A 23,973-nucleotide genomic window follows, 5' to 3' on the forward strand; every position below is an offset into this window, starting at 1 on the left:
CGGTCGACCGGCACCCGCCTCGACCGCGCCGTCGACGCGTCAGCGGAGCTCGTTGTCAGTGGAACTTGTTCTGGGCGGCTTCCAGCCCGAGCTCCAGCAACGCCTCCACGGCGTCCGCCGCGCGGTCCAGTTCCAGCGCCAGCTGCTTGCGCTCGACCAGCGAGAAGTCGCGCAGCACGTAGTCGGCGGGGTCCATCCGGCCCGGCGGCCGGTCCACCCCGAACCGCACCCGGTGGTAGTCCTTGGTGCCCAACGACTTCGTGATCGACCGCAGCCCGTTGTGCCCGTTCTCGCCGCCGCCGAGCTTGAGCCGCACCGTGCCGAACGGCAGGTCCAGCTCGTCGTGCACCACGATGATCGACGCCGGCGGCGCCTTGTAGAAGTTCGCCGTGCCCGCCACCGGGCCGCCGGAGGTGTTCATGTAGCCGCGCGGCTTCGCCAGCACGACCCGGCGTCCGGCCAACCGGCCCTCGACCACCTCGGCGCCGCCCTTGTGCGCCTTGAACCTCCCGCCCGCGCGGGCGGCCAGCTCGTCCAGCACGAGGAAGCCGACGTTGTGCCGGTTGCCCTCGTACTTGGGACCGGAGTTGCCCAGCCCGACGACCAGGGCGACGTCATCGACCACGGAACCGCAACTCCTGCTCAAGCTCGTCCAACAGGGCGTCCACCGCGCGCACCTGGTAGCCCCGCCGCAGTCCGGACGTGGTGGTGAACCGGGTGTGGCGCACCTCGCTGGAGGTCATCCGCCCCCGGCCGTCCAGCGCCGCGGCGGCCCGGCCGAGGAACGCGTCGACTTCGCCGCGATCGTAGCCGTTCGGGGAGCGCGGCAGCTTCACCGCCAGCACCGCCTCGCCGGTCTGCAACGTGGTCGGCGGCACGTGCCCGGACCGCAGCTGGTGCTCGCACGCGGCCAGGAAGTCGTCCACGGTCCGCTGGTCGTAACCGCCGGCGATCTCCGTGAACACGATCGTGCGCACCTGATCGGGGGGCAGCGGCACACGTCCGGTGAGCGCGTCGGCGATGCGCAGCACGAACGCGTCCACCTGCGCCGGGTCGTAGCCCTTGCCCTTCTTGCGGGGGAACCGGGTGGCGCGCACCTGGGCCGGACTGAGGAACGGGAACGGCACGCCACCCCAGCCGGGTGGCGGGGGAGGCGTGCCGTTCGAGTTGCCCGACGTGATGGGCTCAGCCTTCTTCGGTGGCCTCGGCCTCGGCGGCCTCGCCGGAGTCACCGGCCACCTCGGCGGCGGTCGGCGCGGCGTTGATCGCGAGGACCATCGCCTCACCGTCGGTCACCAGGGTGGTGCCGGCGGGCAGGACCAGGTCGGAGGCGTGCACCTGGGTGCCGGCCCCGAGACCGGCGATCGAGTACTCGACCTGCTCGGGGATGTTGAGCGCGTCGGCCTCCACCTGGACGGTGGTGAGGTCCTGCGTGAGCAGGGTCGCCGCGGCGGCGTCGCCGGTGAGGACGATCGGCACCTCGATGGTGACCTTCTCACCCCGCCGCACGAGCAGCAGGTCGACGTGCTCGATGTAGTTCTTGATGGGGTGCGTGGTGACGGTCTTGGTCAGTGCCAGCTCGGTGGAGGACTCGATGTCCAGCGTGAGAACTGCGTTCTGACCGTGCTCGCGGACAACACGGGCGAACTCGAGCGCCGGCAGGGCCAGGTGCTTCGGGTCGGAACCGTGGCCGTAGAGCACCGCGGGGATCTTGCCGGCGCGGCGGGTGCGGCGGGCGGCGCCCTTGCCGAACTCGGTGCGCTGCTCTGCGGCGAGACGGACCTCGGACACGGTGGGGCTCTCCTAACGGTCTGGCCTGGTAAACGTCGGCGGGTACGTCGGCGGGGCGAGCGGGGGTTGGCCTGCGGCGGCGGGCGGCGCGGAGGGTGAACACGCGCGGCATCACAACCGCCGCGTCGATCACGCCGAGCGTGATGCTCGCCCTCGCCGAGGCAACCTGGCCAGTGTAGGCCCGACCGCCGGACAAGGCCTAATCGGGGGCCTGAACGGCTCGCTCCGACCGTCGCGAACGGTGAATTCGGGGGTCCTGAACGTAGGACTCACGAGCCCTGAACGTAGGACTCGCCCGTTCCGGAGGTAGGACACGCGGGGGAGTCCTGCGTCCGGAACGGGCGAGTCGGGTCGAGCGGGGTGTCAGGCGTTGCCGTCGAACAGGGAGGTCACCGAGCCGTCCTCGAAGACCTCCTGGATCACGCGGGCCAGCAGGGGGGCGATCGGCAGCACGGTCATGGCGTCGAAGCGCTTCTCCGCCGGGATCGGGAGGGTGTCGGTGAACACGACCTCACGCGCGCCGCAGTCGCGCAGCCGCTCCACGGCGGGACCCGACAGGACCGGGTGGGTGGCCGCGATGACGACGTCCGACGCGCCCTCGGAGAGGAGCTGGTCCACGGCCTTGGTGATGGTGCCGCCGGTGTCGATCATGTCGTCGATGACGACGCACAGCCGGCCCTCGACCTGGCCGACGACCCGGTTGGCCACGACCTCGTTCGGCCGCAGCGGGTCGCGGGTCTTGTGGATGAACGCGATCGGCGTGCCGCCCAGCGTGTCCGCCCACTTCTCGGCCAGCTTGGTGCGGCCGGCGTCGGGGGAGACGACGGTGATCTCGCGGCCCGCGTACTTGCCCCGGATGTGCTCGGCCAGCAGCGGCATGGCCCACAGGTGGTCCACCGGGCCGTCGAAGAAGCCCTGGATCTGCGAGGTGTGCAGGTCCACCGACACCAGCCGGTCCGCGCCCGCGGTCTTGAACATGTCCGCCACCAGCCGGGCCGAGATCGGCTCCCGGCCGCGGTGCTTCTTGTCCTGCCGCGCGTACGGGTAGAACGGCATGATCACGGTGATGCGCTTCGCGGACGCGCGCTTGAGCGCGTCCACCATGATCAGCTGCTCCATCAGCCACTGGTTGATGGGTGCGCAGTGCGACTGGATGACGAACGCGTCGCAGCCGCGCACGCTCTCCTCGAACCGCACGAAGATCTCGCCGTTGGCGAAGTCGTACGCCGACTGCGGGGTCACCGACACGTTCAGGTGCTTGGCCACCTGCTCGGTCAGCTCGGGGTAGGCCCGCCCGCCGAAGAGCATCAGGTTCTTCTTGGGTGTCCCGGCCATCGTGGGGTTCACGTCAGCGCCCTTCATCGGTTGTGCCTGCATTCTCGGGCGTCAGGGCGCGCTCCGCCGCTTCGGCCGAAGGTGTGCCCGCGCGGCGGGACACCACCCATCCGTCCAGGTTGCGCTGGGGTCCGCCGGACACGGCCAGCGCGCCGGGCGGCACGTCGCGCCGCACCACGGTCCCCGCGCCGGTGTACGCGCCGTCGCCGACGGTGACCGGCGCGACGAACATGTTGTCGGAACCGGTGCGGCAGTAGGACCCGATCGTGGTCCGGTGCTTGTTCACGCCGTCGTAGTTGACGGTGACGCTGGCCGCGCCGATGTTGGAGTGCTCGCCGATGGTGGTGTCGCCGATGTAGCTCAGGTGCGGCACCTTGCTGCCGGCGCCGATGTCGGAGTTCTTCGTCTCCACGAAGGTGCCGATCTTGCCGCGCTCGCCGAGCCGGGTGCCCGGCCGCAGGTAGGCGAACGGGCCGACGGACGCGCCGGCGCCGATCTCCGCGCCGGAGCCGTGCGCGCGCACCACGGTCGCGCCCGCGCCGACCACGCACGCCGACAGCGTGGTGTCCGGACCGACGACCGCGCCCTCGCCGACGGTGGTGCCCGCCCGCAGCTGCACGTTCGGCTCGACCAGCACGTCCCGCTCCAGCCGCACGTCGGCGTCCAGCCACGTGGTGGCCGGGTCGACCACGGTCACGCCCGAGCGCATCGCCGCCTCCACCAGCCTGCGGTTGAGCTCGGCGCCCAGCCTGGCCAGCTGCACGCGGTCGTTCACGCCCTCGACCAGCCAGGCGTCCGACGTCACGAGCGCGCCCACGCGCCGACCGTCGCCGCGCGCGATGGTCAGCACGTCGGTCAGGTACAGCTCGCCCTGCGCGTTGTCGGTGGACAGCCGGGACAGCCCGTCGCGCAGCACGGCCGCGTCGAAGGCGTACACCCCGGAGTTGATCTCGGTGATCGCCAACTGCCCGGGCGTGGCGTCCTTCTGCTCCACGATGCCCTCGACCGAGCCGTCCGCGGACCGCACGATCCGCCCGTACCCGGTGGGGTCGGCCACCACGGCGGTCAGCACGGTGACGGCGTTGCCGCGCGCGCCGTGCTCGGCGAGCAGCCCGCGCAACGTCTCCGCGTCCAGCAGCGGCACGTCGCCGTAGGTCACCACGACGGTGCCGCCGAGGTCGGCGGGCAACTCGGCCAGGCCGCAGCCGACCGCGTGCCCGGTGCCCTTCTGCTCCTCCTGCACCGCCACGGTGACCTTGCGGTCCAGCGCGGTGGAGAGGCTGTCGAGGTGGTCGGCGACCGCGGCGCGGCCGTGGCCGACCACGACGGCGAGGTGGTCCGGGCCGGTGCCCGCGGCGGCGCGCACGGCGTGCTCCACCAGGGAACGGCCCGCGACGCGGTGCAAGACCTTCGGGGTGGCTGAGCGCATGCGGGTGCCTTCACCCGCTGCGAGGACGATCGTGCTGACTGGGGTGGGGACACCCTCGAGCATCAGCGCTCTCCCTAGCTGAGATGCGTGCCTTCGGCGGGAGGGGCCTGGCTTCCCGCCAGGTGCCGATACTAAGCCTCCGAGGAGGGCTCGCCTTCCACGGCCGCAACCTGGCAGCCACCTCGCCGCTTCGCCACGTACATCGCCGAGTCGGCTCGGGCCAGCGCCGCGTGGGCCGCCTCGCGCGGGCGCACGGAGATCACGCCGACGGACAGCGTGACCCCTCTGGACAGCTCGGATCGCAGGGTGGCGACCGCTTCCACAGCCCGGCCGAGGGCCGCTTCGGCGGCGTGCAGGGGCGCGCCGGGCAGCAGCACGACGAACTCGTCGCCGCCGTAGCGGGCCACCAGGTCGTCACCCCGCAACGCCTGGCGCAGTGTGCTCGCAATCACGCGGAGGACGTCGTCGCCCTCGGCGTGCGAGTGCCTGTCGTTGACGACCTTGAACCCGTCGAGGTCGACCAGCGCGATGGCCATGGGGTGGGTCTGCGCGTTGATCAGCGCGGCCAGCCGGTCGTCGAGCGCGCGGCGGTTCGGCAGCCCGGTCAGCGGGTCCTGCAACGCCTGCTGGGCGATCGCGCCGTGCGCGCGGGTGAGCCGCTCGTGGTCGCGCCGGGTGAGCAGGGTGGCGGTGCGCGCCTCCTGCATCAGCCACAGCTCGACCTCCAGCGCGGTGGCGTAGGTCTGCAGCGCCGAGATGGTGCGCTCGCCGTGCGGGCCGGACATCCGGGCGTACTCCCGGGTCAGGCACAGCATCAGGGTCGGCTCGGAGGTGTCGTGCTCCAGCCGGTCCTGCGCGTCGTGCAGCACCTGCAACGCCTGCTGCGGCAGCTCCTCCATCTCCAGGCAGCGGGCCAGCGCGATCGACACGATGATCAGCTCGCGGGCGTACATGGCCAGCTCGCGCAACGACCACAGCCGCGCGATGTGCTCCGCGCCCGGCTTGGCCAGCGCGTGCGCGGCGCCGATCACCGGCACCTGCTCGGCGGCGGTGCGGTCGCGCCTGCCGGGGTGCAGCGACTCGCGGAACGGCCCCTCGACGGCGGTGGCGATGGCCGACGCGGTGGCGAACCGCTCGGCGGCCTCCTCGAAGTTGTCCACCCGTTCCAGCCGCAGGCCCCAGCCGATCAGCAGCCGGGCCCGGTTGACCAGGTGGACGTAGATCTGGTGCGGGTTGGCGCTGTCCCGGATCGCGTTGTGCGCCCGCGCCAGCACCTCGTCCGCCATCTCGTAGACCCCGAGCTGGGTGAGCACGAGCCCGGTCGACTGCAACGCGGAGGCGAGCAGCCGGTCCCAGGTGCGCTTGTCGATCATCGGGTCGGGGGCGAGGTCCTCCTCCAGCATCGCCAGGCCGGCGGCGACCTCGGTCAGCGCCTTGTCCTCGAACCCGCCGAGCAGGTAGCGCCGCCCGCGCAGGGCGTGCGCCTCCGCCTCCAGCACCAGCAGGCCGTGCCGGCGGCAGTGCGCCAGCATCTCGTCCAGGACGGAGTCGGAGAGGTCGACCAGGCCGGGGGTGACGATCCGGACCACCGCGGCCGCGCGCAGCAGCTGGCCGACGATCCGCGGCTCGCCGCGGCCCTGCGCCTCGGCCAGGATGTCGTCGACCTCGTGCGCCGCTTCGAGCTGTTCGGAGAGGTGGCTGCTCTGGGCCACGGCCACGAGCTCGCTCGCGCGGCCGACCAGCCACGCGTCGGACATCTCGTGGAGAGACGGAGTCGCCACGTTGCCCTGCTCGTCGACCGCTTCCTCGTGCAGCGACTCACACCCCCATGCAGACGCAGGGCGGCCGGGGCCTTCGTGGCCCGGCCCCTCGCTCCGCCACCAGGATTCGAACCTGGACCATCGGAACCAAAATCCGAGGTGCTGCCTTTACACCATGGCGGAACGGTCGAGGTTCGCCCCGACCGCGCGAACACATGTTGTCACGAGTCCCCCTCGAAGGTCAGCACCACCACTCAAGTGGCGGCAATCCCACCGTAACTCGATCATGACACTGAGTGTTTGTGGAGGTCAGAGACGCGCTCGACGTGGCCTACATCACGGTCGAGTGAACTTCGTGCTGCTGCGAGTCGACGCTCGGTCGGCCCCGACAAGCCTTCCTCGACCCCTGTTCGACACGATTTCGTGCAAAACAATCACCCGCTTAACTACCAACGGTAGTCAATCGGGCACGCCCGGATGCCCCGTCGAGTCACCGGATGCCGTCGACCGAGTCGAGGAACTCGGTCAGCGCGAGGTCGTAAGCCTCCGGGTCGACGTTCCACGCCGCCGTGTGCTCGGCCGCGGGCACCTCGACGTACCGCAGCGGCCAGTCGAGCCGGTCCGCCGCCGCGGCCAGGTCGCGCGACGCCTGCACCGGCACGGTGCCGTCCGCGCCGCCGTGGAACAGCAGCGTCGGCGGCCTGCGCGCGGGCGGGTGGTCGAGCAGGTCGAAGCGGGCGAACTCCAGGTCGACCCGCCAGTCCGAGACCAACTCCGCGATCGGCGCCAGCTGCGCCGGCACGCCCCGGTTGCGCGACTGTAGCTCCAGCGTCTTCGACCAGCTGACGACGGGTGCGTCGAGCACCACGGCGGCCACGTCGCCCGCCTCCGCCGAGCGGCCGAGGAACTGGCCGACGATCGCGCCGCCCATGGACCACCCGTACAGCACGACGTCGCGCGCGCCGTGCTCGCGGGCGTACCGCACGGCCGCCTCCACGTCGCGCCACTCCGTGTCGCCGAGGTGGTACAGGCCGTCGGGTGAACGGGGTGCGCCGGCGTCGTTGCGGTAGGTCACGGCCAGAACGGGTAGCCCTAGTCGGTGCAACGCAGGCATGACCCGCAGCGCCTCGGCCCTCGTACCACCCCGACCGTGCACCGCGACGACCCACGTGGCCGAGGTCGCGGGGACCAGCCATGCCGGCGCGTCACCCAGTTCGGTGGGAATTCGCACTTCCGTGTACTCCAGGTCGAGCGCGGTGGCGGGGTCCGTGCGCCAGATCGAGGTCTCCAGCCGCACCTTCGTGCCGTCCGCCGGCGCGACGCCCTGAAGTTCGCGCACCACCGTGCCCTCCGACCGCCGGGTCACCTGGCCGACCTTCGCGCCGCCGTCCGGCCAGACGAGACCCCACGTGCCGGGGAGCGCGGTGACCTCGGACTCCGCCAGCGAGACGGTCCCCGAAGCCGACGACGTGACCACGTCGCGGTAGCCGGGACGGGCGTTCGCCGGGTCGAGGAGTTGGCCGCTGTAATACCAGCCGAACCCCAGCAGACCCCCGATGAGCAGCAGGAACACCACCGCGAAGGTGACCAGTGCGATGCGCGGGCGGCGGCGTCCGCGGACGTTCGGTGACCCCATCACCGAATGATGCCCCGGCGTTGATCGACACGCCCGACTTCCTGAGAACACGCCGTGACTTCGGCCCGGCCCCTGGCGGCACAAGGCTGACCTAACTTACGCTGGCGTAAGTTACGGTTCCGTAGGTAGCCCCGAACACACAACGAGGTAGATGTATGACCAGCACCCTGGAGAGCAGGTCCACGCCGCAAGGTCCCGAGGATCGTGGACCCAAGCCGATGATCGAAGGGCGACGGGGACACGTCGAACAGCTCGGCGTGTACGTGTTCGTCATCGTGCCGTTCCTGGCTCTGCTCGCGGCCGTTCCGCTCGCTTGGGGCTGGGGGCTGGGCTGGGTCGACGTCGCGCTGTTCGTCGCGTTCTACTACCTGGCCGGCCTCGGCGTGACGATCGGGTTCCACCGGTACTTCACGCACGGCTCGTTCAAGGCCAACCGGGCGCTCAAGATCGGCCTGGCGATCGCGGGCATGATGGCGCTGCAGGGCCCGGTGATCGTCTGGGTCGCCGACCACCGCCGCCACCACGCGTTCTCCGACCGCGAGGGCGACCCGCACTCGCCGTGGCTGTTCGGCCGCGGCCCGGTCGCGCTGGCCAAGGGCTTCTGGCACGCCCACATGGGCTGGCTGTTCGACCGCGACAAGACCAACGCGGAGCGCTTCGCGCCGGACCTGCTGGCCGACAAGGACCTGGTCCGGATCGACAAGCTGTTCCCGCTGTGGACCGCGATCAGCCTGCTCGCGCCCGCCGTGCTCGGCGGCCTGATCACCATGTCGTGGTCCGGCGCGCTCTCGGCGTTCTTCTGGGCCGGCCTGGTCCGGGTGGCGTTCCTGCACCACGTGACGTGGTCGGTCAACTCGATCTGCCACATGGTGGGCGACCGCCCGTTCGCCGCGCGCGACCGTTCCGCGAACGTGTGGGCGCTGGCGATCCTGAGCTTCGGCGAGTCGTGGCACAACCTGCACCACGCCGACCCCACGTGCGCGCGGCACGGCGTCAAGCGCGGTCAGATCGACACGTCCGCGCGGATGATCTGGCTGTTCGAGAAGTTCGGCTGGGCGACCAACGTGCGGTGGCCGAACCAGCAGCGACTGGCCCGCATCAGCGCCAAGAAGTAGACGTGGTCGAGAAGTAGTCGAGCAAGCGACCGCCTGCCCCTCGCGACTCACGCGGGGGGCAGGTGTTTAGGGTGGTCTGGGTGGCGGGGAGACGGCGCGGCGACGGGGCACCCGTGCCGCGCGTGCGGATGACGGGCAAGGAGCGGCGCGAGCAACTGCTCGACGTGGCCCGCGCGCTGTTCGCCGAGAAGGGCTTCGAGGTCACGTCCATCGAGGAGATCGCGCACCGGGCGGGCGTGTCGAAGCCCGTCGTGTACGAGCACTTCGGTGGCAAGGAAGGCATCTACGCGGTCGTGGTGGACCGGGAGATGCAGTACCTGATGGACCACATCGTCAACGCGCTGTCCGGCGGGCACCCGCGTGAGCTGCTGGAACAGGCGGCGTGCGCGTTGCTGGACTACATCGAGGGCTCGTCGGACGGCTTCCGGATCCTCGTGCGCGACTCGCCCGTGGCGTCGTCCACCGGCACGTTCTCGTCGTTGCTGAACGACATCGCGTCCCAGGTGGAGTCGATCCTGGGCCTGCACTTCTCGCGCCAGGGCTACGACCGCAAGCTGGCCGCGCTGTACTCGCAGGCCCTGGTGGGCATGGTCGCCCTGACCGGCCAGTGGTGGCTGGAGGTCCGCAAGCCGAAGAAGGACGAGGTGGCCGCCCACCTGGTCAACCTGGCCTGGAAGGGCCTGTCCCACATGGACCACAAACCCCGCCTCCGCACCCGCTGACCCGCGTGTCGAACCCCCAACCCGCGTGAGTCCTACGTTCACGTCACGCGTGTCCTACGTTCGCGTCGCGCGTGTCCTACGTTCAGAACACCCATGTTGAACGCTCGGAACAGTCGATCTTGTCCCGAGCGTTCAACATGGGGTACCGGAACGTAGGACACGCGCGTTCCGAACGTAGGACACGCGCGTTAGGTGGGGTTGGTGATGCGGAGGATCTTGTCGTCGGTGCCGTTCGAGGTGGTCAGGTAGAGGGCGTTGTCGGGGCCCAGCTCGGCGCCGCGGAGGCGGCCGTGGGCGCCGTCCAGCTCCGGGGGGATGGCGACCGAGTGGACGCCGCCCTCCTGGGTGACGGTGAAGAGGAGGACCTTCGCGCCCTTCAGGGCGGTGACGGCCAGGACGCCGTTCAGCGGGCCCCACTGGTCGCCGACGAGGAAAGCGGCGTCGCAGATCGCCTCCGTCGGCCGGCCGGACGACCAGACGGCGGCCACGGCGTCGGGGAAGCGCGTGAGGTCCGTCATCGGCACGTCCTCGTCGTACCCGCCGACCGTGCCACCCTGCGACGGGTCCCAGCCGTAGTTCCCGCCGGCCTTGAGCACGTTCACCTCGTCGTCCACCGACGGCCCGTGCTCGGCGGTGAACACCATCCCGTCCTGCCGCACGGCGACGCCCTGCACGTTGCGGTGCCCGTAGGTGTAGATCCGGTCCCCGAACGGGTTGCCCGCCACGCCCTCGCCGGTCGCGAGGTCGACCCGCAGCACCTTGCCGCCGAGGCTCGACCGGTCCTGCGCGACGTCGCCCCGCGCGGTGTCACCGGTGCCGATGAGCAGGTTGCCGTCGCGGTCCAGCGCCATCCGGCACCCCGAGTGACGTCCGCTCGCCGCCGTCGGCAGCCCCGAGAGCAGCGGGTCCTTCACCCTCGTCGCCTTCGAGCCGGCCAGCTCCCACGTCACCAGCCGCACGTCCGAGGACGTGTTGAAGCACGTGGTGAACCGGTGGCTGGTCGCGAAGTCGGGGTGCACGACCAGGCTCATCAGCCCGCCCTCGCCCCGCGCCTCGACGTCACCGAGATCGGCCTCGACGTCGGCGACCGACCCGTCGGCGGACACCAGCGCGATCCGGCCCGGCCGCTGCGGCACGAGCATCCGCCCGTCGGGCAGGAACCCCACGTCCCACGGGTGGCTCAGCCCGGAGGCGACCACCTCGACCTTCAGCCCCTCGGGCGTGGTCGTCGAGGGTGCGCTGCCGCCGGAGCCCTCCGCCGAACACGCGGCACACGCGGCCAGCACCGCGGCGAACCCGACAAACCGACGCATGACGCCCAGCATGCCAACCCCCGTGTGTGCTCGCTGTTCCGAGACCCGGTCGACCGGCCCGGTCGTGCGGCCCGGTCGTGCGAGCCGGTCGTGCGGCCCGGTCAAGCTTCTGGAGTCGGGTAGGGCCGTTCCACCGGGAGCAGCGCTCGCGCGTCGGCCAGTGCACCGGCACGCACCAGGGCGTGCACCTCCCGGGCCAACGGCGTCACGTCGGTCAGCCCCACGACCCACTCGTCCACGTACCGCCGCGACGCCTCACCGGCCAGCCCCAGCTGCAACGACCGGTGCGGCAGCGGGTTCAGGCGCAGGTCCCGCTCCGGGTCCCACTGCACCCGCACGTCCGGCTTCCGGCCGACGCCCTCGTCGCTCGGCACGGCCGACCGCACCGCCCAGTCGAACCCCGATCGGGTGATTCGCACGGCCAGGACGCACTCCTGGTCCGGCTTCGCGCCCCACCCGGACCGGTACATCATCCAGAGGAACGACGGCTTGATCCAGGTCATCCGGCCCGGCTTGAAGGGCGGCACGAATCGCCCCGCCGCCAGTGCGGGGACGGCGACGGCGGGCGAGTACGCCTGGTACACGGTGATGTGCCGATCGTCGTAGTCGGCCCTGATCTCTCTCTGCTCCACGTACCCAGCGTCACCCCGCGGTCAACCGAAATGACGGAGCACCTCGCCCGGAAGGGCCGTAGGCTGGGAACCGAGAACCCCTCCGGTGGACGTGTGGACGCTCAGTCCCGGGCAGGGGTCTGTCCGCGTTTGATCCCCCGGGGAGCCATCGCAATGCCCCAGCCCGGCCCGCTGTCCGGCCTGCTGACCGCTGTCCTGCCCGACAAGGCGCTGCGCGCCCTCGCCGACTCGATCGGCGTGCCCGACCTCGAACTCGAAGGACCGCCCGCCGCCCGCCCGCTGGTCGCGGCGGCCCTGGCCGGCAGCGCGCCCGTGCTCGCGGTCACCGCGACCGGCCGCGAGGCGGACGACCTGAAGGCCGTGCTGTGCGACCTCATCGGTCCCGACCAGGTCGCCCTGTTCCCGTCCTGGGAGACGCTGCCGCACGAGCGGCTGTCGCCCCGGGCCGACACGGTCGGCGCCCGCCTGGAGGTGCTGCGCCGCCTGGCCCACCCCGGCGAGCACCCGCTCAAGGTCGTCATCACCACGGTCCGCAGCCTGATCCAGCCGATGGCGCCCGGCCTGGGCGACCTCGCGCCGGTGCGCCTGGCCGTCGGCTCGGAGCACGACTTCGAGGCGCTGCTGGTCACCCTGACCGAGATCGCCTACACCCGCGTCGACATGGTCGAGAAGCGCGGCGAGTTCGCGGTCCGCGGCGGCATCCTGGACATCTTCCCGCCGACCGCCGTGCACCCGCTGCGGGTCGAGTTCTGGGGCGACGAGGTCAGCGAGATCCGCCCCTTCTCGGTCGCCGACCAGCGGTCGCTGCCGGAGGAGGTCGACGGGTTCGTCGCGCCGCCGTGCCGCGAGCTGCTGCTGACCGGGCAGGTCAGGGCCAAGGCCGCCGCGCTGGCCGCGGAGCACACGGCCGACGCGCACCTGCACGAGCTGCTGGCCAAGATCGCCGAGGGCATCCCGTCGGAAGGCATGGAGGCCCTCATCCCGGCCCTGTGCGAGGGCGAGTTGCAGCTGCTCACCGACGTCGTCCCGGCGGGCACGCACGTCCTGCTCAACGACCCGGAGAAGATCCGGGCCCGCGCCGCGGACCTCGTGCGCACCGGCCAGGAGTTCCTGGAGGCGTCCTGGATGGCCGCGGCGGGCGGTGGGCAGAGCCCCATCGACCTGGACTCCAGCGCCTACCACAGCCTCGCCGACGTGGCGCAGTCCGCGCGGGCGAAGGGCCGGCCGTGGTGGACGCTCAGCCGGCTCACCACCGAGGGCGAGGACGTCGTCCGGCTGGAGCTCAAGCCGGTCGAGGCCTACCAGGGCGACATCGAGCGGGCGTTCGCCGACCTGCGCGCCCACACCGTCTCCGGCGGCACGGCGGTCCTCGTCGTCCCCGGCGCGGGCACCGCCCAGCGCGCCACCGAGCAGTTGCGCGAGGCAGACGTCGCCGTCGTGCTCCGGGACACCCTCGACACCGCCCCGAAGAAGGGCGCGGTCACCGTCGTGCGCGGCGCGCTGGAGGACGGCTTCTCGCTGCCCGAGCTGGCCCTGGTCGTGCTCACCGAGACCGACCTCACCGGCGGGCGTCACGGCACGTCCACCAAGGACATGCGCCGGATGCCCAGCCGCCGCCGCAACGCGGTGGACCCGCTGGCCCTGCGGCCCGGCGACTACGTGGTGCACGAGCAGCACGGCATCGGCAAGTACGTCGAGATGGTGCAGCGCACGACCAAGGACACCGCCGGGGTCACCGCGACCCGCGAGTACCTGGTACTGGAGTACGGCTCCAGCAAGCGCGGCCAGCCCGGCGACCGGCTGTTCGTGCCGACCGACCAGCTCGACGAGATCTCCCGCTACGTCGGCGGCGAGCTGCCCACGCTGAACAAGCTCGGCGGCAGCGACTGGAAGAACACCAAGGCCAAGGCGAAGAAGGCGGTCAAGCAGATCGCCGCCGAGCTGGTCCAGCTCTACGCCGCGCGCCAGGCCGCGCCCGGGCACGCCTTCGCGCCCGACACGCCGTGGCAGCGCGAGCTGGAGGACGCCTTCCCGTTCACCGAGACCCTCGACCAGATGGCGGCGATCGACGAGGTCAAGGCCGACATGCAGCGCACGGTCCCGATGGACCGGGTGATCTGCGGCGACGTCGGCTACGGCAAGACCGAGATCGCGGTGCGGGCGGCGTTCAAGGCGGTGCAGGACGGCAAGCAGGTCGTGGTGCTCGTGCCGACCACGCTGCTCGCCCAGCAGCACCTGAACACGTTCGCCGAGCGGATGCGCGCGTTCCCGGTGAACATCAAGGGCCTGTCCCGGTTCACCGACGCGCAGGAGGCCGAGCAGACGATCACCGGCCTGGCCGAGGGCGACGTGGACATCGTCATCGGCACGCACCGGCTGCTGCAGAAGAGCCTGCGCTACAAGGACCTCGGCCTGGTCATCGTGGACGAGGAGCAGCGGTTCGGCGTCGAGCACAAGGAGCACATCAAGGCGCTGCGCACGCACGTCGACGTGCTCACGATGTCCGCCACGCCGATCCCGCGCACCCTGGAGATGTCGCTGGCCGGCATCCGCGAGATGTCGACCATCCTCACCCCGCCCGAGGAGCGGCACCCGATCCTGACCTACGTCGGCGGGTACGACGACAAGCAGGTCGCCGCCGCCATCCGCCGCGAGCTGCTGCGCGACGGCCAGGTCTTCTTCGTGCACAACCGCGTGTCCTCGATCGAGCGCGCCGCCCGGCACCTCCGCGAGCTGGTCCCCGAGGCCCGCGTGATCACCGCGCACGGCCAGATGAACGAGGACAAGCTCGAGAAGATCATCCAGGGCTTCTGGGAGAACGAGTACGACGTGCTCGTCTGCACCACGATCGTCGAGACGGGCCTGGACATCTCCAACGCCAACACCCTCATCGTGGAGCGCGGCGACCTGCTCGGCCTCGCCCAGCTGCACCAGCTGCGCGGGCGCGTGGGCCGAGGCCGGGAACGCGGCTACGCCTACTTCCTCTACCCGCCCGAGGCGCCGCTGACCGAGACCGCGCACGACCGGTTGGCCACGATCGCGCAGAACACCGAGCTGGGCGCGGGCATGGCGGTGGCCATGAAGGACCTGGAGATCCGCGGCGCGGGCAACATCCTCGGCGCCGAGCAGTCCGGGCACATCGCGGGCGTCGGCTTCGACCTGTACGTGCGGCTGGTCGGCGAGGCCGTCGAGGCGTTCCGCAAGCACGCGGGCGCGGACGGCGAGGTCGAGGAGGACCTGGCCGAGGTCCGCGTCGACCTGCCCGTGGACGCGCACATCCCGCACGACTACGTGCCCGGCGAGCGGCTCCGGCTGGAGGCCTACCGCAAGATCGCCGCCGCGGGCGACGCCGAGGCGCTGCGGTCGGTGTGGGACGAGCTGAAGGACCGCTACGGCACCCCGCCGCTGCCCGTCGAACGGCTGCTGGCGGTGGCCCGGTTCCGGCAGGAGTGCCGCGCGCACGGCGTCACCGAGGTCGCCACCCAGGGCCAGACGATCCGCTTCGCGCCGCTGGAGCTGAAGGACAGCCAGCTCGTGCGGCTGCGCCGGCTGTTCCCGAAGGCGGTCCACAAGGAGACCGCCCGCACCGTCAGCGTCCCCCGGCCGACGGAGGGAGCGGCCGGCGGCCGGATGGGCGCACCCCAGTTGCGTGATCAGGAATTGCTGGATTGGTGCGCCCGGTTCCTGCAGTCTTTGGCGGGGACTCCCGTGAGCGGCGTCACGAGGTCGTGAGAAGGTACTGGTCGTGAGGACTGTGCAGAGGCGCTTCACCCTGATCGGCGCGGCGGTGGCACTCCTGGTCGCGGGCTGCGGCACGGGGCCGAGCCACGTCGGCTCGGCCGCGATCGTCGGCGACACCGTGCTGCCGCTGGAGCAGGTGCAGCAACGGCTGGACGTCGTGCTCAAGAAGGAGCCCGAGGCCCAGAAGCTGCACGACCAGCGCAAGCTCGACCAGGTCGCGCGGCAGCTGGTGACCCTGGGCGTGCAGCACGAGCTGATCGAGCTGGCGGCCCGGCGCGAGGGCGTGTCCGTGACCGAGGAGGCCGTGACCGAGTCGGTCGAGCAGGCCGGCGGCGCGGAACTGGCCTCGCAGAACACCGTGTACGACGCGGCGACGTTCCGCGAGCGGGCCAAGGACCAGCTGCTGCTGGTCGAGCTGGCGCGCAGGTACGTGGACCGGATGGAAGTCACGTTCGACTACTTCTTCACCAAGGACAGCGCGGCCGCGATCGAGAAGGCCAAGCAGGTCGCGGCCGACCCGGCGAAGATGGCCGAGTTCGTGGCCGACGCGCCCGAGGGCAACCAGGGCCAGACCCTGTCCAAGGAGAGCCAGCGGGTGCGCTCGGCCGAGTCGCCGCAGGCGGCCCAGTCGCCGTTGTTCGGCGTGCCGGCGGGCACCGTGGTGGCGTTCGCGCCGGACCCGAGCAGCGCGCAGTGGATCGTGGCCTACGTGACCGACCGCAAGACCGACGTGCGCGCGTCCGGCGAGTCGGCCACCGAGCAGCTGACGCCGCAGCTGCTGGAGCAGATCGGCCTGCGGCTCGTGCAGACGCTGGCCGGCGACCCGGAGATCCAGGTCAACCCCCGCTACGGCCTGTGGGACGGCACCGCCATCTCGCTGGCGCCGAGCGAGGGCGAGCTGACCGGCTACCAGGCGACGGTGCGGCAGAAGTCGTCGTGACCGTTGTCGTCGTAGGCGCCACCCCCGTTCTGCCCGCCGCCGCGCTACCCGCTCTGCGGGGCGCGGCGGTGGTGTACGCGGGGGAGGGCGTGGACCCGGCGCTGTGGTCGGCGGAGCCGGTGTCGGCGCCGGTCGCGGGCCCGTCGGTGGTGCTGATCACCACGAACCCGGACGAGCCCGCCGCGCGGGAGCTGATCTCGGCGGGGTCCGACGTGATCCGCGCGCCGGGCCTGGCGCTGCTGGACGCGGCGGCCGTGATGGACCGCCTGCGGTCGCCCGGCGGCTGTCCGTGGGACGCCGAGCAGGACCACCAGTCGCTGCGCCAGTACCTGGTCGAGGAGACCTACGAGCTGCTGGAGGCCATCGAGGACGGCGACCGGGCGGCGATGCGCGAGGAGCTCGGCGACGTGCTGCTCCAAGTGCTGTTCCACGCGCGGATCGCGGCGGAGGACGCCGAGGGGCCGTTCGGGATCGACGAGGTGGCGGGCGACCTGGTGACCAAGCTGGTCGGACGGCACCCGCACGTGTTCGCCGGCCACGACCCGGCGGTGCGCGACGCGGCGTCCCAGCAGCACCGGTGGGAAGAGCTCAAGCAGGTCGAGAAGCAGCGCGAGTCCAGTGTGGACGGCGTGGCGGGCGGGCAGCCCGCGGTGGCGCTGGCCGGGAAGCTGGCGCAGCGGGTGGCGCGGGCCGGGTTCCCGGTGGACCTGCTGCCGGAGGGCGACGGCACCGGGGACACGTTGTTCGCGGTGGCGGCGCTGGCGAAGCTGGCCGGCGAGGACCCGGAGACGGAGCTGCGGGCCGTGGCCCGGCGGTTCGAGGCGGACGTGCGGACGGCCGAGCGGTCGGCCCGCGCGGCAGGGGTCGAGCGGCTCGGCGCGGACGACTGGCGGGCCCACTGGCCGTCCTGAGCCCGTGATCGCGGGTGGGAGCGGGTCCGATGTGGTTCCGATGCCGAAGGGCGCCGGCCGGGGCGGCTCGGGCCGGGTCGGTCGGGGCGCTAACGTCGAAGGGGTGACCGAGGCCTACCTCCGCTTCCCGCACCTGCACGGCAACCTCGTGACCTTCGTGGCCGAGGACGACGTGTGGCTGGCCCCCCTCGACGGCGGCCGGGCCTGGCGGGTGACCGCCGACCAGGTGCCCGTCTCCTTCCCCCGCTTCGACCCGACCGGAACCCGGTTGGCCTGGACCAGCCGCCGGGACGGCGCGCCCGAGGTCCACCTGGCCCCGGTGGACGGCGGCGAGGCCACCCGGCTCACCTACTGGGGCGACTACTCCACCGGTGTGCGCGGCTGGACGTCCGGCGGCGAGGTCGTCGCCGTCACGTCCACCGGCCAGGCGACCACGAACCGGCAGTGGGCGCACGCCGTGCCCACCGACGGCGGCCCGCCCCGGCGGCTGCCGTTCGGCTGGGTGGACGACGTGGCGTTCGGGCCGTCCGGGCAGGTGGTCGTCACCTCCGTGTACGGCCGCGACCCGGCCTGGTGGAAGCGCTACCGGGGCGGCGCGGCGGCCAAGCTGTGGGTCGACGTGGCCGGTGACGGCGAGTTCGCGCGCATCCTGCCCGAGCTGACGTCGTCGTTGACCTCGCCGATGTGGATCGGGGACCGGATCGCGTTCCTGTCCGACCACGACGGCGTCGGCAGCCTGTACTCGGTGACCCCGGACGGGTCGGACCTGCGGCGGCACACCGAGCAGGAGTTCTACGCCCGGGTCGCGTCGAGCGACGGCGAGCGGGTCGTCTGGCAGCACGCGGGCGAGCTGTGGGTCCTGGACGGCCTGGAGGCCGAGCCGCGCCGGCTGGAGATCGCGCTCGGCGGGCCCCGCACGGCGCGCAGGCCGCGACCGGTGTCGTCCCGGCCCGACGACTTCCACCCCGACAAGACCGGGCGCGGGAGCGTGGTCGAGGTGCGCGGCACCGTGCACTGGGTGACCCACCGGGACGGTCCGGTGCGCGCGCTGGCCGAGCAGCCCGGCGTCCGGGCCAGGCTGCCGCGCGTGGTCGGCGACAGCGTGGTGTGGGTGACCGACGCGGACGGCGAGGAGGGCTTGGAGTTCTCCCCGGTCGGCGGCGTCGAGCCGGGCAACGAGCCGCGCCGGGTCGCGGTCGGCAAGCTCGGGCGGGTGCTGGAGCTGGCAGTCTCACCGGACGGGCGCAGGCTCGCCGTCGCCACGCACGACGGGCGGCTGCTGCTGGTCGAGGTCGAGTCCGGCGAGGTCCGGGAAGTGCTGAAGGACGCGAACCCGCACGTCGGCGACCTGGCGTTCGCCCCCGACTCGAACTGGCTGGCCTGGTCGCACCCCGGCCCGCGCCCGTTGCAGCACATCAAGATGACCAACACCACCGACCTGTCCGTGGTGGACGTGACGCCGCTGCGGTTCTCCGACTTCTCGCCGACGTTCACCGAGGACGGCCGCTACCTGGCGTTCCTGTCGGTGCGCAGCTTCGACCCGGTGTACGACGCGCACGTGTTCGACCTGTCGTTCCCGACCGGCTGCCGGCCCTACCTGCTGCCGCTGGCCGCGACCACGCCGTCGCCGTTCGACCCGCTGCGCCTCGGCCGGTCGGTGGGCGACGACTCCTCGGACAAGGACAAGGAGAAGGAGGACGAGAACCCGATCACGGTCGTCGACCTCGACGGGCTGGCCGACCGGGTGGTGACGGTGCCGGTCGCCGCCGCCCGCTACTCGGGCCTGACCGCCGCCAAGGGCGGGCTGCTGTGGCTGCGGTCGCCGTTGCGCGGTGTGCTCGGCGACAACCTGGCGAGCCCGTCGTCCCGGCCGCCGCGCGCCGTGCTGGAGCGGTTCGACCTGGCCAAGTCGCGCACCGAGGTGCTGGCGGACGGCGTGGACGCGTTCGAGGTGACCGGCGACGGGCAGCGGGTGGTCGTGCGCGACGGCGGTGACCTGCGGGTGGTGCCGACCGACCGGAAGGTCGACGCCGAGGACCACGACTCGGTGGACGTCGACCTGTCGAGGGTGCGGGTGGTGGTCGACCGGGCGGCCGAGTGGCGGCAGGCGTACGCGGAGGCCGGGCGGCTGATGCGCGACCACTTCTGGCGCACCGACATGGGCGGCGTGGACTGGGCGGGCGTGCTGGCGCGCTACCGGCCGCTGGTGGACCGGCTGGGCAGCTACCACGACCTGATCGACCTGCTGTGGGAGGTCCAGGGCGAGCTGGGCACGTCGCACGCCTACGTCATCCCGGCGCACGGGGTACCCGGCCGCGCCGTGGGGCTGCTCGGGGCCGACCTGGAGCGGGACGAGGCGGGCGCGTGGCGGATCACGCGGGTGATCCCGGGCGAGACGTCGGACCCGGCGGCGCGGTCGCCGCTGGCGGCCCCCGGTGTCGCGGTGCGGGTCGGTGACGCGATCGTCGCGGTCGACGGGCGGCAGGTGGACCCGGTGACCGGGCCCGCGCCGCTGCTCGTCGGCACGGCGGGCAAGCCGGTGGAGCTGACCGTGCGGCCCGGCGGCGGTGGCGAGCCGCGGCGGGTCGTGGTCGTGCCGCTGGAGGACGACGAGCCGCTGCGCTACCACGCGTGGGTGGCCGACCGGCGGGCGCGCGTGCACTCGCTGACCGACGGGCGGGTCGGGTACCTGCACGTGCCGGACATGATGGGCGCGGGGTGGGCGCAGCTGCACCGCGACCTGCGGGTCGAGCTGGCGCGCGAGGCCGTGGTGCTGGACGTGCGCGAGAACGGCGGCGGGCACACGTCCGAGCTGGTGGTGGAGAAGCTGGGCCGGCGGATCATCGGCTGGTCGGTGGCGCGCGGGTACACCACGGCTGACAGCTACCCCGGCGACGCGCCGCGCGGGCCGGTGATCGCGATCGCGGACGAGTTCGCCGGGTCCGACGGCGACATCGTCAACGTGGCGATCAAGGAGATGGGCATCGGGCCGGTCGTCGGCACCCGCACGTGGGGTGGCGTGATCGGCATCGACATGCAGTACCACCTGGTCGACGGGACGATGGTCACGCAGCCCCGCTACGCGACGTGGTTCGCCGGTCCGGGGTGGGGCGTGGAGAACCACGGCGTCGACCCGGACGTCGAGGTGGTGGTGACGCCGCAGGACCGGGTGGCCGGGCGCGACCCGCAGTTGGACACGGCGGTGCGGTTGGCGTTGGAGGCGTTGGAGGCGCGGCCGGCGGCCGTTCCGCCGCAGCTCCCGCCCCTCACCTGAGCAAGTCCACCCGGACGTGTGACGGCGTGGTGGTTGCGGCCGGTGGCCCGAAACCGACCAATGGGTACCACGCAAGATCGGGTCCGGGGGGCGGGGTTTCGGGTGAGTCATCGTGAGTCGTCGCGCAGGGGGCGCGGGTGCCTGGCGGCGGCCGTGGTGCTGCCGCTGGCGGCGGTGGGCGGTGCGGCGGTGCTGGTGCTGACGTTCGGTCAGCCGGCGCCGCCGTCGTCGGCCCAGCCGCCGGTCACCGCCCACCAGACCCTGGTGAGCGTCCGGACCGCCGCGCCACCCGCCCCGCTGTCGCCGTTTGTGGTGGTCCACCCGACGTCGCCGCGCCCGCCGGGAGCGGTCCGATCGGCGGAGCCGACCCCGTTCCCGGAGCGCCTCGCCGGCCACCAGCCGCAGGTCCCGCCGGGCACGTCGGCGCGGAACTCCGGTCCCCGCGGCCGGGTCGACCTGCCGCCGACCCGGTCGTTCGCCACCACCGCGACCACGACCACCGCGGCCGAGCCCACCGGGCCGACCACCGCGCCGCCGGTCACCACGACGACTCCGGCGGCTCCGACGACTCCGCTGACGACCAGGCCGACTCAGCCGGCCGCGGAGCCGACGACGGCCGAACCGACCACGACGGCCCCGGCGCCGCCGCCGTGACCGGGTGGGTCGGGCGAACGGGGTGTCGCCCCCGACGCCGCCTTCGCGGACACCGGGCGGCACGGCGAAGTGGCCGGAGCCGTCGGGCTCCAAGTGCCCCCACCTCGTCCTTCGCGCAGCCCGATGAGCCCGTTGCCGGCAGGCGGGAACGAATTGGTGCGTGATCCCCGCCGTGCCGGCGTCGGGAGCACGTAGCCTGGGGTCGTGGTCGTCCCGCCGCCGCCCAAGACGTCGAAGCCCGAGCCGCGCCCGAACCGCGGCCGTGCCGGCGACCTCGTCGGACGCCTGGTCCTGGTGCTGATCCTGCTCGCCGTGGTGGCGGGCGGGGCGTGGGCGCTGGCCACGTTCAACCGCTCGGGGCCGAGGCAGGCCGCCGACCCGCCGTTCCCGGTGCCGTTCCTGGCCGTCGAGCCGGGCGTCGCCGCGCCGGGTGCGGGCGGTGAGGCGCCACCGGCCGGCGAACCGCGGTCGACCGCCGACCCGCTCGGCACGTGGGCGGCGGCGTTGTCGGACAAGACCGACATCCCGGAACGCGCCCTGCGCGCGTACGCCGTCGCGGACATGGTCATGCGGACGCAGGAGCCGGCGTGCCAGGTGTCGTGGGCGACGCTGGCCGGCATCGGCCGCATCGAGTCGCACCACGGCACGATCGGCGGCCTGCGCCTCGGCGAGGACGGCCGGCCGTCACGCCCGATCATCGGCATCCCGCTGGACGGCTCGCCGGGCGTGAAGGCGATCGCCGACAGCGACGGCGGCACGCTCGACGGCGACACCCGCTGGGACCGCGCGGTCGGCCCGATGCAGTTCATCCCGACCACGTGGGCCCGCTACGCGGTGCGCGCGAACGGCGACGGGCAGGACCCGGACCCGCAGAACATCGACGACGCCGCCCTGGCCGCCGCCCGCTACCTCTGCTCGGGCGGACGCGACCTCGGCACCGGCGCGGGCTGGTGGGCGGCCGTGCTGGCCTACAACAACTCGACCGAGTACGGCCAGAACGTCTACAGCGGGGCCGACGCCTACGCCCGGGCGAGCATCGGCGGCTGACCGGTCGGGTTGATCGGCCGAGTTGGCCGGTTGGGCTGAGCGGTCAGATCGATCGGTCGGGTTGGTCGGTTGGTTGAGCGGTCGGGTTTGATCGGTCGCGGTCGACCCGTCAGGGGCGCACGGGCGGGTCGACGGTCAGGCCCAGGTCCGCCAGGCCGAGCCAGTCCAGCTCGACCGCCGCCTCCACCGCGCGCGCGGCGAGTTCCAGGCGCACGCGGTACACGCTGAGGAGCAGGGCCTGGAGCGAGTCGACGCCGAACGACGCGCCGACGGTCTCGTTGCCCAAGCCCAGGATCTGGTGCGGGCAGCACCAGTCCTCGTTCGGGCTCAGCGGGTCCGGGTGGGGCGTGCCGAACCTGATCACGACCTCCGCGCGGGAGCCGTCGCCGGCCACGCGCCACAGCCGCCGTTCGGCCACCACGGGCCCGAGCTCGTGGGCCGTCACCGGTCGCGCTCCACCGCGAGGCGGGCGCTGACCTCGCCCAACGCCTCCTGGTACTCCGGCGACGGGTTCATCGCCGCCGCCATCCGCAGCTGCGTCAACGCCTCGGGCAGCCGGCTCTGCCGCTGCAACGTCCGGCCGAGCGCGAACCTCGCGTAGTGATCGCTGGGGTCCAGGTCGAGCACCTTCCGGAACGCCGCCTCGGCACGCGTGAGCTGGGCCGAACCGAGGTAGGCCCGGCCCGCGAGCAGCTGCACTCCCACTTGGTCCGGCGCCGCTTCGAGCACGACTCGCAGCTCGCGCAGCGCCTCCAGCGGTCGGCGTCCCGCGAGCAGCGCCTCGGCTCGGCGGAACGCCTCGAAGGTGCTGTCCGTCATGGTTCGATCAACGCTACCCGGCCATCCGGCCGCCACACGACAGCCGACCGGATGACGGGACGGGCGTGTCACGACACGAGAGCGCCGTGCAGCCGGTCGAGCACCGGCTTGATCGACAGCGGGTGCTCCACGTGGGCGTTGTGGCCCACCCCGGGCAGCACCACGGCGTCCGCCCGCGCCGCGAGCAGGTGCTCCGGCGGGCACATGTGGTCGGTCTCGCCGGCCGCCAGCACGACCGGCGCCTTCGCCACCGCCAGCAACCCCGCCACGTCCGGCTCGCCCACCCCGAACGCCGCCGGGTCCAGCGCCGCGCGCCACCCGCCGGCCACCTCGACCACGCCGTCCGCCAACGGCACACCGGCCAGCTTCGACGCCCACGCCGACGCCTCCTCGCGGGTCGGGAGCACCCGCGCGGGCTTCGCGGCCAGCGACGCCGCCCGCGCCAGCTCCTCCGCCGTCCACCGCACCTTGATCCCGAGCCCGCCGACCGCCCGCACGTCGACCCCGAACCACCCGCTGGCCAGCGTCAACGCCACCACGCCGCCCAACGAGTGCCCGAGCACCGCCACCGGACCCGGACCGACCGCGGCGGCCACCGAAGCCGCCAGCGACCCGAACGAGTACCGCGCCGCCGGCGCCGACCGACCGTGACCGGGCAGGTCGACCGCCAACCACGCGCCGGGCCACGTTTCCGCAGCTCCGCGCCACACCGACCCCGTCGCGCCGAGCCCGTGCAGCAGCACCAGCAGCGGTCCGTCCCCACCCCGCGCCACGTGAACCACCGGTGAACCCCTTCCGGCCGGTGCCCCAACAGGCGAGCCGGGGCAGTCCCACACCTTGCACCAACTAGGCTC

The 23,973-nt window shown here is 72.7% G+C and carries 20 protein-coding genes and 1 tRNA gene; 8 read left to right on the plus strand and 13 right to left on the minus strand.

Annotated elements, in window-relative coordinates; translation table 11 throughout:
• Positions 1 to 55: 55 nt before the first annotated feature.
• The 8 genes from pth to ACQPYE_RS03650 form a co-directional block, all read right to left on the minus strand.
• Positions 56 to 625, minus strand: a complete 570-nt coding sequence (gene pth / locus ACQPYE_RS03615) for an aminoacyl-tRNA hydrolase (RefSeq protein ID WP_498719111.1) — start codon at positions 623 to 625, stop codon at positions 56 to 58.
• Positions 615 to 1,127 (minus strand): DivIVA domain-containing protein, encoded by a 513-nt coding sequence (locus ACQPYE_RS03620; RefSeq protein ID WP_498719112.1) that lies wholly within the window; start codon positions 1,125 to 1,127, stop codon positions 615 to 617. The genes pth and ACQPYE_RS03620 overlap by 11 nt, the downstream gene beginning before the upstream one ends.
• Before the next feature lie 58 nt (positions 1,128 to 1,185).
• On the minus strand, positions 1,186 to 1,791 hold the full coding sequence (locus tag ACQPYE_RS03625; protein WP_498719113.1) for a 50S ribosomal protein L25/general stress protein Ctc: 606 nt from the start codon (positions 1,789 to 1,791) through the stop codon (positions 1,186 to 1,188).
• A gap of 363 nt (positions 1,792 to 2,154) precedes the next feature.
• A complete protein-coding gene (locus tag ACQPYE_RS03630) occupies positions 2,155 to 3,126 on the minus strand; it encodes a ribose-phosphate diphosphokinase (RefSeq protein WP_498722830.1) in 972 nt (323 codons plus the stop codon).
• A gap of 13 nt (positions 3,127 to 3,139) precedes the next feature.
• Positions 3,140 to 4,618: a bifunctional UDP-N-acetylglucosamine diphosphorylase/glucosamine-1-phosphate N-acetyltransferase GlmU gene (glmU, locus tag ACQPYE_RS03635; RefSeq protein ID WP_498719114.1), complete on the minus strand. Its 1,479-nt coding sequence runs from the start codon at positions 4,616 to 4,618 to the stop codon at positions 3,140 to 3,142.
• A 68-nt stretch (positions 4,619 to 4,686) separates the two neighbouring features.
• Positions 4,687 to 6,336 carry a GGDEF domain-containing protein gene (locus ACQPYE_RS03640; RefSeq protein WP_498719115.1) on the minus strand — a complete coding sequence of 550 codons (1,650 nt, stop codon included), beginning with the start codon at positions 6,334 to 6,336 and terminating at the stop codon, positions 4,687 to 4,689.
• 91 nt (positions 6,337 to 6,427) lie between these two features.
• A tRNA-Gln gene (locus tag ACQPYE_RS03645) sits at positions 6,428 to 6,498 on the minus strand.
• A 307-nt stretch (positions 6,499 to 6,805) separates the two neighbouring features.
• Complete coding sequence (locus ACQPYE_RS03650; RefSeq protein ID WP_498719116.1) at positions 6,806 to 7,951, minus strand: alpha/beta hydrolase family protein; 1,146 nt, start codon at positions 7,949 to 7,951, stop codon at positions 6,806 to 6,808.
• A gap of 155 nt (positions 7,952 to 8,106) precedes the next feature.
• Between ACQPYE_RS03650 and ACQPYE_RS03655 the strand changes: the two genes are divergently transcribed.
• Positions 8,107 to 9,066 carry an acyl-CoA desaturase gene (locus ACQPYE_RS03655; RefSeq protein ID WP_498719117.1) on the plus strand — a complete coding sequence of 320 codons (960 nt, stop codon included), beginning with the start codon at positions 8,107 to 8,109 and terminating at the stop codon, positions 9,064 to 9,066.
• A gap of 128 nt (positions 9,067 to 9,194) precedes the next feature.
• Positions 9,195 to 9,788, plus strand: coding sequence for a TetR family transcriptional regulator (locus ACQPYE_RS03660; protein WP_498722831.1), 594 nt, complete (start codon positions 9,195 to 9,197; stop codon positions 9,786 to 9,788).
• 188 nt (positions 9,789 to 9,976) lie between these two features.
• Here ACQPYE_RS03660 and ACQPYE_RS03665 read toward each other — a convergent pair whose 3' ends face one another.
• Both ACQPYE_RS03665 and ACQPYE_RS03670 read right to left on the minus strand, forming a co-directional pair.
• Positions 9,977 to 11,101 carry a PQQ-dependent sugar dehydrogenase gene (locus tag ACQPYE_RS03665; protein WP_498719118.1) on the minus strand — a complete coding sequence of 375 codons (1,125 nt, stop codon included), beginning with the start codon at positions 11,099 to 11,101 and terminating at the stop codon, positions 9,977 to 9,979.
• A 101-nt stretch (positions 11,102 to 11,202) separates the two neighbouring features.
• Positions 11,203 to 11,733 carry a DUF4291 domain-containing protein gene (locus ACQPYE_RS03670; RefSeq protein ID WP_498719119.1) on the minus strand — a complete coding sequence of 177 codons (531 nt, stop codon included), beginning with the start codon at positions 11,731 to 11,733 and terminating at the stop codon, positions 11,203 to 11,205.
• A gap of 153 nt (positions 11,734 to 11,886) precedes the next feature.
• On the opposite strand from ACQPYE_RS03670, the gene mfd reads away from it, so the two are divergent.
• From mfd to ACQPYE_RS03700, 6 genes are all read left to right on the plus strand, one after another.
• On the plus strand, positions 11,887 to 15,465 hold the full coding sequence (gene mfd / locus ACQPYE_RS03675; protein WP_498719120.1) for a transcription-repair coupling factor: 3,579 nt from the start codon (positions 11,887 to 11,889) through the stop codon (positions 15,463 to 15,465).
• Between the two features lie 13 nt (positions 15,466 to 15,478).
• A complete protein-coding gene (locus tag ACQPYE_RS03680) occupies positions 15,479 to 16,414 on the plus strand; it encodes a hypothetical protein (RefSeq protein WP_498719121.1) in 936 nt (311 codons plus the stop codon).
• A complete protein-coding gene (locus ACQPYE_RS03685) occupies positions 16,411 to 17,325 on the plus strand; it encodes a nucleoside triphosphate pyrophosphohydrolase (RefSeq protein WP_498719122.1) in 915 nt (304 codons plus the stop codon). Before ACQPYE_RS03680 ends, ACQPYE_RS03685 begins: the two co-directional genes overlap by 4 nt.
• A 103-nt stretch (positions 17,326 to 17,428) precedes the next feature.
• The gene (locus tag ACQPYE_RS03690) at positions 17,429 to 20,599 is read left to right on the plus strand and encodes a S41 family peptidase (protein ID WP_498719123.1); all 3,171 of its coding nucleotides are present in this window, start codon (positions 17,429 to 17,431) and stop codon (positions 20,597 to 20,599) included.
• A gap of 102 nt (positions 20,600 to 20,701) precedes the next feature.
• Positions 20,702 to 21,253, plus strand: a complete 552-nt coding sequence (locus tag ACQPYE_RS03695; RefSeq protein WP_498719124.1) for a hypothetical protein — start codon at positions 20,702 to 20,704, stop codon at positions 21,251 to 21,253.
• 204 nt (positions 21,254 to 21,457) lie between these two features.
• A complete protein-coding gene (locus tag ACQPYE_RS03700; protein ID WP_498719125.1) occupies positions 21,458 to 22,300 on the plus strand; it encodes a lytic transglycosylase domain-containing protein in 843 nt (280 codons plus the stop codon).
• A 109-nt stretch (positions 22,301 to 22,409) separates the two neighbouring features.
• On the opposite strand, the gene ACQPYE_RS03705 is transcribed toward ACQPYE_RS03700, so the two are convergent.
• The 3 genes from ACQPYE_RS03705 to ACQPYE_RS03715 all read right to left on the minus strand — a co-directional run bounded on the left by ACQPYE_RS03705 (position 22,410) and on the right by ACQPYE_RS03715 (position 23,901).
• A complete protein-coding gene (locus ACQPYE_RS03705; RefSeq protein WP_498719126.1) occupies positions 22,410 to 22,745 on the minus strand; it encodes a DUF6968 family protein in 336 nt (111 codons plus the stop codon).
• Positions 22,742 to 23,119 carry a tetratricopeptide repeat protein gene (locus ACQPYE_RS03710; protein ID WP_498719127.1) on the minus strand — a complete coding sequence of 126 codons (378 nt, stop codon included), beginning with the start codon at positions 23,117 to 23,119 and terminating at the stop codon, positions 22,742 to 22,744. Before ACQPYE_RS03710 ends, ACQPYE_RS03705 begins: the two co-directional genes overlap by 4 nt.
• A gap of 68 nt (positions 23,120 to 23,187) precedes the next feature.
• Positions 23,188 to 23,901, minus strand: a complete 714-nt coding sequence (locus tag ACQPYE_RS03715) for an alpha/beta fold hydrolase (protein WP_498719128.1) — start codon at positions 23,899 to 23,901, stop codon at positions 23,188 to 23,190.
• Positions 23,902 to 23,973: the final 72 nt, after the last annotated feature.

It is taken from the genome of Actinosynnema sp. CA-299493 (genome assembly GCF_050946825.1).
GTDB lineage: Bacteria > Actinomycetota > Actinomycetes > Mycobacteriales > Pseudonocardiaceae > Actinosynnema.

Bases quoted from the DNA above. Each gene is read 5' to 3' on its own strand.
- ACQPYE_RS03660 (WP_498722831.1), top strand. From the start codon at position 9,195: ATGACGGGCAAGGAGCGGCGCGAGCAACTGCTCGACGTGGCCCGCGCG.
- ACQPYE_RS03710 (WP_498719127.1), bottom strand. From the start codon at position 23,119: ATGACGGACAGCACCTTCGAGGCGTTCCGCCGAGCCGAGGCGCTGCTC.
- mfd (WP_498719120.1), top strand. From the start codon at position 11,887: ATGCCCCAGCCCGGCCCGCTGTCCGGCCTGCTGACCGCTGTCCTGCCC.
- ACQPYE_RS03665 (WP_498719118.1), bottom strand. From the start codon at position 11,101: ATGCGTCGGTTTGTCGGGTTCGCCGCGGTGCTGGCCGCGTGTGCCGCG.
- ACQPYE_RS03630 (WP_498722830.1), bottom strand. From the start codon at position 3,126: ATGGCCGGGACACCCAAGAAGAACCTGATGCTCTTCGGCGGGCGGGCC.
- ACQPYE_RS03655 (WP_498719117.1), top strand. From the start codon at position 8,107: ATGACCAGCACCCTGGAGAGCAGGTCCACGCCGCAAGGTCCCGAGGAT.
- ACQPYE_RS03650 (WP_498719116.1), bottom strand. From the start codon at position 7,951: ATGGGGTCACCGAACGTCCGCGGACGCCGCCGCCCGCGCATCGCACTG.
- glmU (WP_498719114.1), bottom strand. From the start codon at position 4,618: ATGCTCGAGGGTGTCCCCACCCCAGTCAGCACGATCGTCCTCGCAGCG.